The organism is Bradyrhizobium sp. UFLA05-112 (assembly GCF_053572325.1).
The window spans coordinates 1-15,102 of sequence record NZ_JBANBK010000086.1 but is presented as its reverse complement, the minus strand read 5'-3'; the positions used below and the strand labels follow the sequence as shown (position 1 = coordinate 15,102).

Here is a 15,102-nt window from a genome sequence, read left to right as displayed (position 1 = left end):
TGGGGAAACGAGGATGGCTCTGACCAGGCTGAAGGCAGGTGGCAACGCCTATAGCGCCGAGATGGACGCGCACGAGCGCGCATCGCGCGACGAGATCATGGCGTTGCAGACGCAGCGACTGGCCTGGTCGCTGAAGCACGCCTACGACAACGTCGCGCATTATCGCAAAGCCTTCGACCAGGCCGGCGTGCATCCGTCTGATTTCAAAGAGCTGTCCGATCTCGCAAAGTTTCCGTTCACGGTGAAGACGGATCTGCGCGACAACTATCCCTTCGACATGTTCGCGGTCCCCCGCGAAAAGCTGGTGCGCGTGCATGCCTCCTCCGGCACGACGGGCAAGCCGATCGTCGTCGGCTATACGAGAGCGGATATCGACACATGGTCAGAGGTGATGGCGCGCTCGATCCGCGCTGCCGGCGGCCGTACCGGCATGATCATCCACAACGCCTATGGCTATGGCCTCTTCACTGGCGGCCTCGGCGTTCATTACGGCGCGGAAAAGCTTGGCTGCACGGTGGTGCCGATTTCCGGCGGCATGACCGAACGGCAGGTGCAGCTCATCAACGATTTCCGACCCGACATCATCACGGTGACGCCGAGCTACATCCTGGCGATCCTGGATGAGTTCAAGCGCCAGAAGCTCGATCCGCGCCAATGCTCGCTCAAGGTCGGCATTTTTGGCGCCGAGCCCTGGACCAACGCAATGCGCGGCGAGATCGAAGAGGCCTTCGACATGGATGCGACCGACATCTATGGTCTGTCCGAAGTGATCGGTCCGGGCGTCGCGCAGGAATGCATCGAGACCAAGGACGGTCTGCACATCTGGGAGGATCACTTCTACCCAGAAGTGATCGATCCCGAGACCGGCGCTGTGCTGCCGGACGGCGAGAGGGGCGAGCTGGTGTTCACCTCCCTCACCAAGGAGGCCTTCCCGGTGATACGCTATCGCACCCGCGACCTGACACGACTGTTGCCAGGCACGGCTCGTCCCGGAATGCGGCGGATGGAGAAGGTGACGGGACGGTCCGACGACATGATCATCCTGCGCGGTGTCAACCTGTTCCCGACCCAGATCGAGGAGGTGCTGCTCGCGACCGATTGGTGCGGCGGCCATTTCATCCTGGAACTGACCCGCGAGGGCCGGATGGATGAGCTGACCATCATCGCGGAGGCGCGTCCCGAGAGCTGGGACGGCCGCGGGCTCGTCGACCACGCCGAGCGGATATCGACCCACATCAAGAACACAATCGGCATCACCGCCAAGGTGCGGGCCGTCGCGCCGGCTACGCTGGAGCGGTCGCTGGGCAAGGCGAAGCGCCTCTACGACAAGCGGCCGAAGGATTGACTTGACCGGCCCCAAAGGCGACAAGGCCTGCGAGAAATCGTGGGTCTTTCGATGTCGGCAGCCGATAGCAAAACCGTCGAAGCGCGCTGCGTGCGCCTCAATGCCAAGGTCGAGAACGCAGCGGCGCTTGCACCTCGCGTCGAGCATCACACGCTCGCGCGTGGCGTCAACGATATCCTGATCGAAGTGAAAGCCGCCGCCGTCAATCCGTCCGACGTGAAGGCCGCGACCGGCTTGATGCCCTATGCCGTGTTCCCGCGCACGCCCGGCCGCGATTATGCCGGCGTGGTGGTCGATGGCCCGGCCGGCACCGTCGGCCGCGAGGTGTTCGGCTCATCCGGCGACCTCGGCATCCGCCGCGACGGCACCCACGCGACGCATCTCGTCGTCGGGCTCGAGGCGGTGGTGGAAAAGCCCGCGGCGTTGTCCTGGGAGGAAGCTGCTGGCATTGGCGTGCCCTTCGTCACCGCAATGGAAGGCTTTCGTCGCGCCGGCCTGCCGAAGCAGGGCGAGACCGTGCTGGTGATGGGCGTCAACGGCAAGGTCGGCCAGGCCGCCGTGCAGATCGCGACGTGGCAAGGCGCGCGCGTGATCGGCGTGGTGCGCAAGGCCGAAGCCTATGAAGGCCACAGGAACGCGCCCGTAGAGGTGATCGACGCCTCAGCCACCGATATCGCAGCGCGCGTGCGCGAAGTGACCGGCGGCAAGGGCGCCGATATCGTCTTTAACACGGTCGGCGATCCCTATTTCCAGGCCGCGCACAAGTCGCTGGCCCTGCGCGGTCGGCAGATCCTGATCGCGGCGATCGACCGTATCGTGCAGTTCAACATTCTGGAGTTTTATCGCGGCCAGCACACCTATGTCGGCATCGACACGCTCGGTCTGTCGTCGATCGCGACGGGAGCCGTGCTGCGCGATCTCGGTCCCGGCTTTGCCAGCGGGCATCTGAAGCCGTTCCCCATCAAGGAAGGCGCGATCTATGCGCTGGAGCACGCTAAGGAGGCCTATGTCGCTGTCGCGGGCTCCTCGCGCGATCGCGTGATCCTGAAGCCGTAACATGTCGTCGAAGCAACGACCCAAAATTTGAACATGGAATCTGCTGCTGCGATTGTCATCTTCGCCGGCCTTGCCATCGGCCTCGTCTACGGCGCCGTCGGCCTGCTCAGCGGCTTCTGCCTGATGAGCAGCATGCGCGGGTACATCGCAGATGGCGATGGCCGCCTTGCGCGCACCTACGCGCTGGCGATGGCGGTCGCGATCGCCGCGAGCCAGTTCCTCGCCGGAAGCGGCGTGGTCGATCTCGGCAAGTCGATCTATCTGCAACAGACCTTCTCGGCGCCGGTGCTCTTCCTCGGCGGGCTCCTGTTCGGCTACGGCATGGTGCTGTCGAACGGCTGTGGCTCGCGCGCGCTTGTGTTGCTTGGCCGCGGCAATCTCCGCTCCTTCGTCGTCGTGATCGTGCTGGCGATCGCAGCGCAGATGACGCTGAAAGGCCTGATCGCTCCCGCGCGCATTGCGCTGGTGCAGGCCTCGCAGGCCACCGTGGGCGCGAATTCGCTGCCGGCGCTGTTGTCTGCTTTCGAGCTCGGCGATGCTGCCTCGCGAACGCTCGCTGCTGTCGTGGTCGCCGCAGCGCTGGTGCTGTTCGCCTTTGCCCACGCGGCGTTCCGCCGCTCACCGGGTCAGATCGCGGCAGGCGCTATCGTCGGTCTCCTGATCGCCGGCGGCTGGTATGTCACCGGCTTCCTCGGCGCTGACGATTTCAACCCGGTACCGGTGACTTCGCTGACCTTCATCGCGCCGATCGCGGACGCGCTGCAATATGCCATGCTGTCGACCGGCCTGACACTCAATTTCGGCATCGCCACGGTCGCCGGCGTGTTCGCCGGTAGCCTTGTCACGGCGCTTGCGACGGGGCGTTTCCAGCTCGAGGGCTACACGTCGCCGCGCCACATGCTGCGCTCGGCGGGCGGCGCGGCGCTGATGGGTATTGGCGGCGTCATGGCCTTTGGCTGCTCGATCGGGCAGGGGCTCACGGGGCTCTCGACGCTGGCACTGGCGTCGTTCGTCGCCGTCGCCGGCATCCTGCTCGGCACGACCGCTGGCCTGCGCGGCGCGTTGCGGGTGCAGCCGCTCAAGACGGCGGCGGAAGCGAGTTCTCGGCCGGCTTAGACTACTCCGCCGCCTTGGTCACGATCCTGATCTCTGACGTCAGCGTGCGATGTACCGGGCACTTGTCGGCGATCTCCATCAGCTTCTTGCGCTGCTCGGCGTCGAGTGTGCCTTCCATGGCGATCACGCTGTCGATCTGGTCGAGCATGCCGTCGCGCGTCTCGCACTCCTCGCAATCTTTCGCGTGGATTTTGGAGTGCTTCAGCGTCACCGTGACGCGATCGAGCGGCAGGGATTTGCGGTCGGCATAGAGCCGCATGGTCATGGAGGTGCAGGCGCCGAGGCCAGCGAGCAGAAAATCATAGGGGCCGGGGCCGGCGTCCTCGCCGCCGGCCGCGACCGGCTCGTCGGCCACCAGGCGGTGCGGTCCGACGGAGATCATCTGGTTGAACTTGCTCTTGCGGGTCTCCTGCACGATGACCTGGCGCGGCGTTTCAGGGAGGTCTGCCACTTTTGCCGGTCTTGCCGCTTCGACATAGCGGCTGGCCCAGGCCGCGATCACGTCGGCGGCATAAACGGCGTCGCTCGCCTTGCCGAGCAGATGATCGGCATGGTCGAGCGAGATGAAGCTCTTCGGATGTTTCGCCGAGACGAAAATCTTCGTCGCATTGTCGATGCCGACGGTGTCGTCAACCGGCGAATGCATCACCAGCAACGCCTTGTGCAGTGTGGTGAGGTCCTTCATCAGCTCGTGCTCGACGATGTCGTCGAGGAACTCGCGCTTGATGCGGAAGGGCCGCCCAGCAAGCGACACCTCGACCTCGCCTTGCTTGCGGATATCGTCCAGATGCTTTCGGAACAATCCCGTGACATGCGCAGGATCGGACGGCGCCGCGATCGTCACCACCGCCTTGGCCTCCGGAATCTTTCCGCCTGCCGCCAGGATCGCAGCGCCGCCGAGGCTATGGCCGATCAGGATCGCCGGTGCCTTGCGCGTTGCGCGCAGATGATCGGCGGCGTGCACGAGATCGGCGACGTTGGAGGAGAAGGTGGAGTTTGCGAAGTCGCCTTCGCTCGAGCCAAGCCCGGTGAAATCGAAGCGAAGCACGGCGATGCCCTTTGCCGCGAGCGCGACCGCGATGCGGCGTGCGGCGAGCACGTCCTTGCCGCAGGTGAAACAGTGCGCAAACAGCGCGTACGCCGCGGGGTCGCCCTCCGGCAATTCCAGCGCGGCCGCCAGCAGATGGCCGCCTTCGCCTGTGAACTGAAAGCGTTCCATCGCCATGGGCATCTCCTCGCTGTGGGCGTCCACCTCTCTCTATGAGGTGGGAAGGTCAGCCTCCGGAATAGCGCTCCTCAGTCCAGGGATCGCCGCGGTTATGATAGCCCCGAACTTCCCAATAGCCGGGCGCATCCTCGGTCAGAAACTCGATCGCCTGGAGCCATTTGGCGCTCTTCCAGAAATAAAGATGCGGCACGACCAACCGCACTGGACCGCCATGCTCCTCGGACAGCGGCTGGCCCGACCAGCTATGGGCGAGCAGGGCGTCCTCAGCGGCGAAATCCTCCAGCGACAGATTGGTGGTGTAGCCGTCATAGGAATGCAGCACGACGAAGCGCGCATCATCGTGCGGCTGGCAGGTCGCCAGCAGCTCGCGCGTCGCAAGCCCCTCCCACTGGTTGTCGTAGCGTGACCAGGTCGTCACGCAATGGATGTCAGAGGTGAATTGCGCCTGCTTCTGCGCCGTGAATTCCGCAAACGTCCAGAACACCGGGTTCTCGACCGCGCCATAGACGTCGAGCCGCCAGCGTTCCCGCGAGATTTCCGGGGTGAGGCCCAGATCGAGCACGGGCCAATCCTTGGTGAGATGCTGCCCGGGCGGCAGGCGCTGGTCTTCCGGGCGCGTGATCCTGCCGGTGAGGAAGCGGCCCTCGCGCGCCCATTTCTCCTTGGTCCGCGTCAGCTTGCTTTCGGGCGGCGGCTCGTTCTCGTCAGCCATGATCTACTCGTGGCAATGTCTAGCCGTGACGATGTCTACTCGTGACGGTGCATCGCGGAGGCATGCTTGGTGTCGCGCATCGTAGCATAGATGATGAGCGAGAGGCAGATGATGCCGCTGAGATAGTAATAGAACCAGTCCTCGTGCCCGATGGTCTTGAAATAGAGCGCAATCGCCGGCGCGGTGCCGCCGAACAGGGATACCGTGATCGCATAGGGCAGTCCCACACCGAGCGCGCGAACGTTGGTAGGGAACAGCTCGGCCTTCACCACCGCGTTGATCGAGGTGTAGCCGGCGACGAACAGCCAGGCGCAGCAGATCAGCACGAACGCCATGAAGGGCGATTTCGTCTCCTTCAGCGTCATCAGCAGCGGGACGGTTGCGAGTGTGCCGGCGACGCCGAAAAAGATCAGCAGCGGCTTGCGTCCGATCTTGTCGGAGATCGCGCCATAGATCGGCTGCAGGATGGTCGCGAAGATCAGCGTGCCGAAGATCACGAAAGTGGTCTGGTCCTCGGTCAGTCCGACCGAGAGTTTGACGAAGGTCTGCATGTAGGTGGTGAAGGTATAGAATGCCGCGGTACCGCCGGCCGTGAGGCCCACCACCAGCAACAGCTCACGCGGATATTTCAGGAGGTTCGCGATGGAGCCGGTCGGCTTCACCACCTTCTTGGCTTCCTCGAATGCCTCGGTCTCATGCAGGCCACGCCGCATCACCGCGGCGAAGATCGCAAGCCCCGCACCGATCGCAAACGGAATGCGCCAGCCCCAGGCCTTCAGCTCATCGGGCGTGAGAAACACCTTTTGCAACAGCAGTAGCACGATGATCGCGGTCAACTGTCCGCCGATCAGGGTGACGTACTGAAAGCTTGAATAGAAGCCGCGATGCCGGGGATCGGCGACCTCGCTCAAATAGGTGGCGCTGGCGCCATATTCGCCGCCGAGACTTAAGCCCTCGATCACGCGCGCGACCGCCAGGATGGCCGGCGCGGCAAGACCGATCGAGGCATAGGTCGGCGTCACCGCGATGATCAGCGAGCCGAAGCACATGAAGACGACGGAGAGCGTCAGCGAGATCCGGCGCCCGAAATGATCGGCGAGATAGCCGAAGAACCAGCCGCCCAGGGGGCGCATCAGGAAGGTCGCCGCGAACACGACGGCGACGTTCAGTTGCTGGACGACGGGATCGTTGCCGGGAAAGAACGCCGGCGCGAAATACAGCGCGAACGCCGTATAGGCGTAGAAATCATACCATTCGACCAGATTGCCGATCGATCCGATGAAGATCGCCTTGATGCGGCGTTGGGCATCGGCAATGTCGAAGTGCTCGGAGGCCGGCTTGATTGCTTGGTCTGTCATCACCGGCCTCCCAGAACTTTTGTTCTCAAGAGGCTACATGGACTTTCCAAGCAGAAATGGCAACTGGCGCGGCCCGCGCACGGTCCCCTGCGACCAGGTCACGGTGCCGGCCGGGTCGAGCCGGAAGTCCGGAATTCGCTTCAACCATTCCTCAATTGCGACCTGCATCTCCATCCGCGCCAGGTTGGAACCGACGCAGCGGTGGATGCCGAGCCCGAAGGCGGCATGGCGGTTCTCCCGGCGGTCGAGCACGACCTTGTCGGCATCGGGGAACATTTTGGGGTCGCGGTTGGCGGCCGGGAACGACAGCAGCACCATGTTGCCCGGCTTGACCGGGCAGCCGGAGATGGTCGTCTCCTTCACCACCTCGCGCGCCATCGTCACCGGCGAATAGGCACGCAGGAGTTCCTCGACGGCGATCGGCATCAGCTCAGGCTCGGCGATCAGGCGCTCCCGGTCGGCGGGCGTTCTCGCGAGGTGCCAGAGCGAGGAGCCGATCGCGCTCCAGGTGGTGTCGATACCTGCGATCAGGAGCAGCCGCAGCGAGCCGTAGATGTGGGTGTCCTCGAGCGGCTGCCCGTTCTTGTCACGGGCATTGAGGAGATAGGAGATCAGGTCGTCGCCCGGCGTCTTCTTGCGCGCTTCGACATGGCCGGCGAAATAATCGGTCATCTCGTCGGCCGCCTGCTTCAGCATCATCTCGTTCTTGATGCTCAGCTCGAGGATCATGTGGATCCACTTGATGAAGAGGTCGCCGTCGCCCTCGGGGATGCCGAGCATGTGGGCGATCGCGCGCACCGGGATATGCTTGGTGTAGCTCGCAGCGGCGTCGACCTTGCTGTCGGCGATGAATTCGTCAATCAGCTCGTTGCAGATGGCGCGGACGCGCGGCTCGAGTTTCTTCATCGCATCCGGCGTGAACGGCGGCAGCAGCAATTGCTTGGCCGGCTTGTGGTCTGGCGGATCGGAGGTGATCGGCGGCGCCGCGTTCTTGGCGACTTCGGGCCGCTCATCGCGAACGATGATGCGGCGCGAGGAGAAGCTTTCGGTGTCGTTGGCGATCTGCCGCACCGCCTCGTAGGTTGTCGGCAGATAACAGCCGAGAAAGCGCTCGGTATGCACGACCGGGCTTGCTGCACGCATCTGGTCCCAGATCGGGAAGGGATCTTCCGTCCAGTGCGGATCGGTGTGGTCGAAATCGTGGAGCCAATCGGTAACGGGCGGATGGGCGGCGGGTTGGCTGACGTCGGACATCTCTGGATCCTCGGGGATTGTGTTCACGGAAGAACGCAGGAACGCGCGGCGCGCTATTCCTCAGTCACTTCGATCGCGATTTCCGGACAGTTGGATTTGGCAAGCCAGGCCTTGTCTTCCAGGCCGGCTGGCACCGTGCCGTCGCCGACCGCATGCGCATTGCCGTATTCGTCGAGCTCGAACAGTTCGGGTGCCAGCGCCTTGCAGCGGGCATGGCCCTGGCACTTGTCGGGATCGACCTGAACCCTCAGTCGTTCTGCCATTTAAGCTCCCTCGGTCGTGCGCATGCGGGCCGCCCCTCAAGGGGGCCGGGCGCGTTCCTCATTGATTCTTCTTCGCAGCGATGTCCGCGAAACAAGTTATAGTATATTACATTGCGGACGGGCTTTCCCTGTCAAGCGCAAACTTATAGGTTTCCGCTCAACATGCCGACACAACTCGCCCGCAAGCCGCAAAATGCCTATCACCATGGTGATCTTCGCGACGCCCTGATCAAGGCCGCCTTGCGTGAGGCGGAGCAGGGCGGGGCGGAGGCGATCAGCATCAAGGCGCTGGCGAAGGAACTCGGCGTCTCCCAGCCTGCGCCATATCGTCATTTCGCCGATCGTGAGGCGCTGCTCGCCGCGGTGACGGCTGAAGCCTTCCGGCAGTTCACCGCTGTGCTGCGTGAAGCCATGGCAAGGCCATCGAAACAGTCGAAGCTTTCGCGGCTCGCCCAGGCCACATTGGATTTCGGCCTGCGCCGCATTGGCATCTACCGGCTGATGTTCGCCTCGCGCACGGTCTCCTGCGCGGACGTGGGGAGCGAGCTGCACGCGGCGACGAACGAGACCTTCGCGCTCGTGATCGAGGCGCTGGAGGCCCCGGCCGTCGGCTATTTGCGCGAGAGGCACGCCCTCAAGATCTGGGCCGCGCTGCACGGCGTGGTGATGTTGGCCGAGCAGGGCATGCTCACCGGCCGGTCGGCGCACACCACGCTTGAGGAACTGGTCGAGGACTTTGTGGCCGAGACCAAGCTTGCGCTGGAGGTTGCGATCAAGGGAGCGCGCCGCAGCGGCAAGACCGATTAAAGCGCGATGAGATCAGGATGAATCGTCATCGCGCTTTAGGTTGTTGTTTGCGCATGATCTTTCCGGAAAACCGCTTCACACTTTTCCGGATCATGCTTTAGCGCGTCACCGACAACAGTTTCATCAGTTTAAGCACGGCGCTGTCAGGCGTCGTCACCACCGGCTTGCCGGTGGCATCAGTGACCAGGGGCGCGGTAGCTGCGATACTGAATTGCGCAAGCGCAATCACGTCGCAGCCGCGCAGGTCTCTTGAGGCTTCCGCAATCAGGCGATCGTGCGTGGCGCGGTCGCCGCGGTCGAGCGCAGCGAGCGCGCCATCGGCGAGCTTCGGCACGATCTCGACCGAGGCCGGAAACTCCGGCGGCATCGATTGCAGCGTCGGCGGGAAGGTCGAGAGCAGGCCGATGCGCCGGCCCATCGTCACCGCCTGCTCGATCATCGCTTCATTCGGTTTCAGGACGGGCATCGCCGCATGCGCGCGCGCAACCGCCTCGATGCAGGGTCCGAAGGCCGAGCAGGTGAACAGGATCGCATCTGCCCCGGTCGCAACCGCATAATTCCCGAGCGCAAGGAAGCGGTCGGTCATGGCGTCGGTGAGCGCGCCGTCGCGCGCCAGATCCGCCGAGAGGCTGTCGTCGAGCAGGTTCATCAGCCGCGCTTCCGGCCAAAGATGCGCAAACGCCGACTCGATCGGGGCGATGGAATGCTTGAGCGCGTGGATCAGGGTGATGCGCATGAAGTTTGTCGCTCCTTCTCAATCCTCTCCCCGTTCTTACAAGGAGAGGGCTGGGTGAGAGGCTCTGTCCGCAGGAATGGATTTCCCGTAGCCCGGATGGAGCGCAGCGCAATCCGGGGAAAGTGCACGACCGGGTGAAACTGGTCCCGGATTTCGCTGCGCTTCGAAACTTCACTTGAACGGAATGGCGTACATCAAGCCGCCTTTGTCCCAGAGGCCGTTGAGGCCGCGCTCGAGCTTCAGCGGGCTGCCTTTGCCGACGTTGCGCTCATAGATCTCGCCATAATTGCCGGTCGCCTTGATCGCCGTGACCAGCCACTTGTTATCGAGCCCGAGCCGGGAGCCGAGATCGCCGGAGGCACCTAGCAGTCGCTGCACCGCTGGTGTCTGCGACTTCGCCATCTCCTCGACATTGGCCTGCGTCACGCCGAGCTCTTCCGCCTCGATCAGCCCGTAATGCAGCCAGGTGATGATGTCGCTCCAGACTTCGTCGCCATTGCGGGTGAAGGGCCCGAGCGGTTCCTTGCTGATGGTCTGCGGCAGCACGACGTAGTCGGCCGGATTCGGTGCGGCCGTGGTCACTGCGCCGGCGAGTGCCGAAGCGTCCTGGGTCATGGCATCGCAGCGCCCGCCGAAGAAGGTCTGGTACATGGTGTCGACGCGGTCGAACACCAGCGGCTTCCAGTCGATGCCGTTGGCACGGCCGTAGTCACCCAGCGTCACCTCATGCGTGGTGCCCTGAGCGACGCAGACGGTGGCGCCCTTCAGGTCCTTGAGTTCCTTCACGCCGAGATCCTTCTTCACGACAAAGCCCTGGCCGTCGTAGAAGTTGATCGGTCCCTGCCGCAGGCCCAGCGTCGTGCCGCGCAGATAGGTCTGCGTCGAGTTGCGGTAAAGCACGTCGATCTCGCCCGATTGCAGCGCGGTGAAGCGATTCTGCGCGGTCAGCGCGACATAGCGCACCTTGTTGGGATCACCCAGCACGCCGGCTGCGAGGGCGCGGCAATAGTCGACGTCGAGGCCCTTGTAGTTGCCTTGCGAGTCCGGCGCGGAGAATCCGGCAAAGCCGGCGCTGACGCCGCACACCAGCGTGCCGCGGCTTTTCACGGTGTCGAGCGTTGCGGCTGACGCCATGCTGCTCGAAGCCGCAAGCAAGCCTGCCGCGATAATCACGTTCCTCATCATGCTACTCTCCCCTCAGTGATTGACACTACGCAACACGTTGTCGACGGCCGTGCCGAGCTTGTCGACGATCAGGTCGATCTCGTCCGCCGAGGCGATATAGGGCGGCGCCAGCAACACGTGGTCGCCGCGGACGCCATCGACGGTGCCGCCGCCGGGATAGCAGCCGAGCCCCTCGGCGAAGGCGGCCGCCTTGATCTTCTGGTGCAGCTTGAGCGCCGGATCGAACGAGGTGCGTGTCGCGCGATCGGCAACGAGCTCGATCGCCCAGAACAGGCCGCGGCCCCTGATATCGCCGACATGGCGATGATTGCCGAAGCGCTCGGTCAATCGTTGCTCAAGCTGACGCCCGCGCTCCTTGATGCGATCGAGGAGGGCATCTTCGCGGATCACCTCCTGCACGGCGAGTGCTGCCGCGCAGGCGAGGGGATGGGCCAGATAAGTGTGGCCGTGCTGGAACGCGCCGCTTCCGGCGCGGATGACATCGATGATCTTGCCGCTTGCAAGCATCGCGCCGATCGGCTGGTAGCCGCCGCCAAGACCCTTGGCGATTGCCTGGATGTCGGGTGCGATGCCTTCCTGCTGCCAGGCGTGCATCGTGCCGGTGCGGCCCATGCCGCACATGACCTCGTCGAGGATGAGCAGCGCGCCATGACGGTCGCAGATCTCGCGCACGGCCTTGAAGTAGCCGTCGGGCGCAGTGACGGCACCGGCAGTGGCGCCCACGACCGGCTCCGCAAGGAAGGCTGCGATGGTGTCGGGACCGAGCCGCTGGAACTCGGCTTCGAGCTCGGCGGCCAGCCGCGCCACGAACGCCGCATCGGACTCGTTGTCGCGCTTCTCGTGATAGGCAAAGGCCGGTGTCACGTGGCTGAAAGCGCTGGACAGCAGCGGCGCGTAGGGCTCGCGGCGCCAGGCATTGCCACCGGCGGCGAGCGCGCCGAGCGTGTTGCCATGATAGTTCTGGCGCCGGGCGATGAAGTGCCGCCGCTGCGGCTCGCCGCGCTCAATGAAATATTGCCGCGCGAGCTTGATGCTCGCTTCGATCGCTTCCGATCCGCCGCTGACGAAATAGGCGTAGGCGAGACCGCCGGGCTCATGGCCGACCAGCGTTTCGGCCAGCCGCTCCGCCGCCTCGGAGGAGAAGAACGCGGTGTGCGCATAGGCCAGCGTCGAGGCCTGCTTCGCCAGCGCCGCGATCACGCGCGGATGCTGATGGCCGAGGCAGGAGACGGCCGCCCCGCCGGATGCGTCGAGCACGCGCCGACCATCTTCGGCGAAGAGGTAAACGCCTTCGCCGCCGATCGCCTTCGGCGGCGTCTCGCGCAAGGAACGGTGCAGTACGCGGCTCGTGCGGGTGCCCATGGGTCAACCTTTCTCTGAGACGTAGATGGAGGTCGCGGTCAATCGCGCCTCGGTGTCCTGAAGACGCTTCTTTGCAGCCGCGCCGCCGAGCGAGAACGTCACCGCAGCGAGCGACTGCGCGATCGCGATCGCGCCGGTGAGGCTCGGGAAGAACCCGGGCGAGGACGCAGCTTCAAACAGCAGCACGTAGTTCGCGCCTTCGGCCATCGGTGCGGCAACGCTGTCCGCGATCGAAATCAGCGTCGCGCCGGCGCGATGGGCGGCTTGTGCCACCCGGACGCTTGCGCCCGTGTAGGGCGTGAAGCCGATCACCACGACCGCGTCGCCGGCACGGAAGGCGCCGAGGTCGAGATCGTCAGGGCCGGAACCACCGACGATCTGCACGTCGCCCGCACGGAACAGCCGCAGTTCATAGTTCAGGAGCTCCGCGACACTGCGGCAGCTTCGGAAGCCGGCAATCCAGATGCGCTTTGCGCCGTGCAATGCCTTTGCGGCATCGGCCACGGAGGAGGCCGAGATCCTCGGCAGGCCCGCAGCTTCCGCGTCGAGCTTGTTGGTGATCAGCGCAACGTCGGAGTTCGGACCGTGACGGCGCCCTTTGGCGCGACCGGAGAAGGGTGAGGTCTGCGACGGCCGTCGCGCCTCGGTCAGCTCCGCGCGCAACGCGTCCCAGCCGGAATAGCCGATCGCCTTGGCGAGCCGCGTGAACGCGGCAGGGTCGGCGCCGGCCTCGGCCGCGAGATCGCGCATCGAACGGGTAGTGGCGTCGTAGTCATTGGCCACGACAAAACGCCCGACCTCCTGCAGTCGCATCGGGAGCGATGGCAATGCGCTGCAGAGTTCGCTCAACGGCGAGGATTTCGCGGGCTCGGCCATGAAACATTTGTTGCATAGATGACCGTTTGGTGCAACAGTTGATGCGCGCTGACGAAGCGCATGGCCGGAAATCGCTGCTTTCAAAGCGTTTTGAGGATTTTTGTGCTGTGACGACCGATAGCCCCAGACCGCCGCCGCGCCGGACATTCTCGCTCGCGCTGGGAGGCCCGCAGCTCAAGGGGCTGCTGTGGCAGGTCCTCGTCGTCGGCGTTGCCCTCGCCATCATCGTCTTCCTCTGGTCCAACACCGTTCAGAATCTCTCGGCGCGCCGCATCTCGACCGGTTTTGCGTTCCTCGGCCGTGAGGCCGGTATGCCGATCGCCGATAGCCTGCTCGCCTATAGCCCGAAGGACACTTATTTCTGGGCGTTCGTCGTCGGTGTCGCCAACACCTTGCGCGTCGCCGTCATCGGCATCGTGCTCGCGACCCTGCTGGGAACGCTGATCGGCATCTCGCGGCTGTCGGCCAACTGGCTGCTGTCGCGCCTTGCTGCCGTCTATGTCGAGGTGTTGCGCGACATCCCACTGCTGCTGCAGCTCCTGTTCTGGTATGTGCTGATGCAGGCGCTGCCGGCCGCGCGTGCCGCATGGCGGCCGATCGAGGGCATCTTCCTGTCCAATCGCGGACTGATCCTGCCGTCGATCCCGATCGGCGAGGGGCAGCTTTGGGTGCTCGGCACGGTGGCGATCGGCGCAGGCGTGTTCTACCTCATACGGCGAACCCTGATCGCGCAGCAGATGCGCGACGGCAAGCCGCGACCGGCCTGGCCTTTTGCGCTCGGCCTCATCGTCGTGCTGCCGGCGCTGGTGTCGTGGCAACTCGGCGTGCGCTGGAGCATTGCCTGGCCCGAGCTGCGTGGCTTCAACTTCGTCGGCGGCTTGACACTGGCGCCTGAGTATTTTGCGCTGCTGATCGCGCTCGTCACCTACACTTCGGCTTTCATCGCCGAGATCGTGCGCAGCGGCATACAATCGGTGCCGCGGGGACAGTGGGACGCCGCCAACGCGCTCGGCCTGCGCCGCAGCTTCATGCTGCGGCAGATCATTTTGCCGCAGGCACTGCGTGTCATCGTGCCGCCGATGACGAGCCAGTATCTCAACCTCACCAAGAATTCCTCGCTTGCGGTTGCGATCGGCTACCAGGACGTGGTTTCGATCGCCAACACCACGCTGAACCAGACCGGGCAGGCGATCGAGGCGATCGCGCTGATCATGGCGGTGTTCCTGACCATCAGCCTGTCGATCAGCTTCTTCATGAACTGGTACAATGCGCGCATCGCGCTGGTGGAGCGCTGACAATGACCGCGATCACCGACACGCCGCGCGCCATGCGCCGCCCGCAGTCCGGCAATCGCGTGCTGCGCTGGGTGCGCGCCAACCTGTTCTCATCGATCCCGAATGGGATCATCACGCTGGTGCTCTTTGCGGTGCTTGCCAAGGGCGTGATCAGCTTCGTGCAATGGGGCATTGCCAACGCGGTCTGGCTGACGCCTGCGAATGACTCCAGCGCCTGCCGCGCGGCGCGTGGGGTGGGCGCCTGCTGGGCCGTGATCCCCGAAAAGTACCGCTTCATCCTGTTCGGCACCTATCCATTCGACGAGCAGTGGAGGCCCGCGCTCGCGGTCCTGCTCTTCATCGCGCTGTTCTACGTCTCGACCCGCCGCGCGTGGTGGCGGCGCGAGCTCGTCTATGTCTGGATCGCCGTTCTGGCCGTGATCAGCGTGCTGATGTGGGGCGGTGTACTCGGGCTGTCCTTCGTCTCGCAGGACCGCTGGGGCGGATTGCCGGTGACACTGATCCTGGCG

General features: G+C 64.4%; 14 protein-coding genes and 1 pseudogene. 6 read left to right on the top strand and 9 right to left on the bottom strand.

The window, feature by feature from the left end; genetic code table 11:
- Positions 1 to 13: 13 nt before the first annotated feature.
- From paaK to SO180_RS34360, 3 genes are read left to right on the top strand one after another with little or no spacing between them, the layout of a single operon-like run.
- A complete protein-coding gene (gene paaK / locus SO180_RS34370) occupies positions 14 to 1,345 on the top strand; it encodes a phenylacetate--CoA ligase PaaK (RefSeq protein ID WP_449383257.1) in 1,332 nt (443 codons plus the stop codon).
- A 51-nt stretch (positions 1,346 to 1,396) separates the two neighbouring features.
- Positions 1,397 to 2,401 (top strand): quinone oxidoreductase family protein, encoded by a 1,005-nt coding sequence (locus SO180_RS34365; protein ID WP_449383256.1) that lies wholly within the window; start codon positions 1,397 to 1,399, stop codon positions 2,399 to 2,401.
- A gap of 33 nt (positions 2,402 to 2,434) precedes the next feature.
- Complete coding sequence (locus SO180_RS34360; protein WP_449383255.1) at positions 2,435 to 3,517, top strand: YeeE/YedE family protein; 1,083 nt, start codon at positions 2,435 to 2,437, stop codon at positions 3,515 to 3,517.
- Between the two features lies 1 nt (position 3,518).
- Here SO180_RS34360 and SO180_RS34355 read toward each other — a convergent pair whose 3' ends face one another.
- From SO180_RS34355 to SO180_RS34335, 5 genes are read right to left on the bottom strand one after another with little or no spacing between them, the layout of a single operon-like run.
- Entirely contained in the window at positions 3,519 to 4,742 is a 1,224-nt protein-coding gene (locus tag SO180_RS34355) for a bifunctional alpha/beta hydrolase/OsmC family protein (RefSeq protein ID WP_449383254.1), read from the bottom strand.
- Between the two features lie 49 nt (positions 4,743 to 4,791).
- A complete protein-coding gene (locus tag SO180_RS34350) occupies positions 4,792 to 5,457 on the bottom strand; it encodes a sulfite oxidase-like oxidoreductase (RefSeq protein ID WP_449383253.1) in 666 nt (221 codons plus the stop codon).
- Between the two features lie 35 nt (positions 5,458 to 5,492).
- Positions 5,493 to 6,815 (bottom strand): MFS transporter, encoded by a 1,323-nt coding sequence (locus SO180_RS34345; protein WP_449383252.1) that lies wholly within the window; start codon positions 6,813 to 6,815, stop codon positions 5,493 to 5,495.
- A gap of 33 nt (positions 6,816 to 6,848) precedes the next feature.
- Positions 6,849 to 8,069, bottom strand: coding sequence for a cytochrome P450 (locus SO180_RS34340; protein ID WP_449383251.1), 1,221 nt, complete (start codon positions 8,067 to 8,069; stop codon positions 6,849 to 6,851).
- A gap of 53 nt (positions 8,070 to 8,122) precedes the next feature.
- The gene (locus SO180_RS34335) at positions 8,123 to 8,332 is read right to left on the bottom strand and encodes a ferredoxin (protein ID WP_449383250.1); all 210 of its coding nucleotides are present in this window, start codon (positions 8,330 to 8,332) and stop codon (positions 8,123 to 8,125) included.
- 162 nt (positions 8,333 to 8,494) lie between these two features.
- Between SO180_RS34335 and SO180_RS34330 the strand changes: the two genes are divergently transcribed.
- The gene (locus tag SO180_RS34330; protein WP_449383249.1) at positions 8,495 to 9,139 is read left to right on the top strand and encodes a TetR/AcrR family transcriptional regulator; all 645 of its coding nucleotides are present in this window, start codon (positions 8,495 to 8,497) and stop codon (positions 9,137 to 9,139) included.
- 97 nt (positions 9,140 to 9,236) lie between these two features.
- On the opposite strand, the gene SO180_RS34325 is transcribed toward SO180_RS34330, so the two are convergent.
- The 4 genes from SO180_RS34325 to SO180_RS34310 form a co-directional block, all read right to left on the bottom strand.
- Entirely contained in the window at positions 9,237 to 9,875 is a 639-nt protein-coding gene (locus SO180_RS34325) for an aspartate/glutamate racemase family protein (RefSeq protein WP_449383248.1), read from the bottom strand.
- Between the two features lie 171 nt (positions 9,876 to 10,046).
- Positions 10,047 to 11,060 (bottom strand): amino acid ABC transporter substrate-binding protein, encoded by a 1,014-nt coding sequence (locus SO180_RS34320; protein ID WP_449383247.1) that lies wholly within the window; start codon positions 11,058 to 11,060, stop codon positions 10,047 to 10,049.
- Positions 11,061 to 11,072: 12 nt separating this feature from the next.
- Positions 11,073 to 12,422, bottom strand: coding sequence for an aspartate aminotransferase family protein (locus tag SO180_RS34315; RefSeq protein ID WP_449383246.1), 1,350 nt, complete (start codon positions 12,420 to 12,422; stop codon positions 11,073 to 11,075).
- Positions 12,423 to 12,425: 3 nt separating this feature from the next.
- Positions 12,426 to 13,298 carry a MurR/RpiR family transcriptional regulator gene (locus SO180_RS34310; RefSeq protein WP_449383245.1) on the bottom strand — a complete coding sequence of 291 codons (873 nt, stop codon included), beginning with the start codon at positions 13,296 to 13,298 and terminating at the stop codon, positions 12,426 to 12,428.
- A gap of 107 nt (positions 13,299 to 13,405) precedes the next feature.
- Here SO180_RS34310 and SO180_RS34305 point away from each other — a divergent pair, with 107 nt between their 5' ends.
- Complete coding sequence (locus tag SO180_RS34305; protein WP_449383244.1) at positions 13,406 to 14,593, top strand: amino acid ABC transporter permease; 1,188 nt, start codon at positions 13,406 to 13,408, stop codon at positions 14,591 to 14,593.
- A gap of 2 nt (positions 14,594 to 14,595) precedes the next feature.
- Positions 14,596 to 15,102, top strand: a pseudogene (locus tag SO180_RS34300) (amino acid ABC transporter permease); the annotation flags it as partial.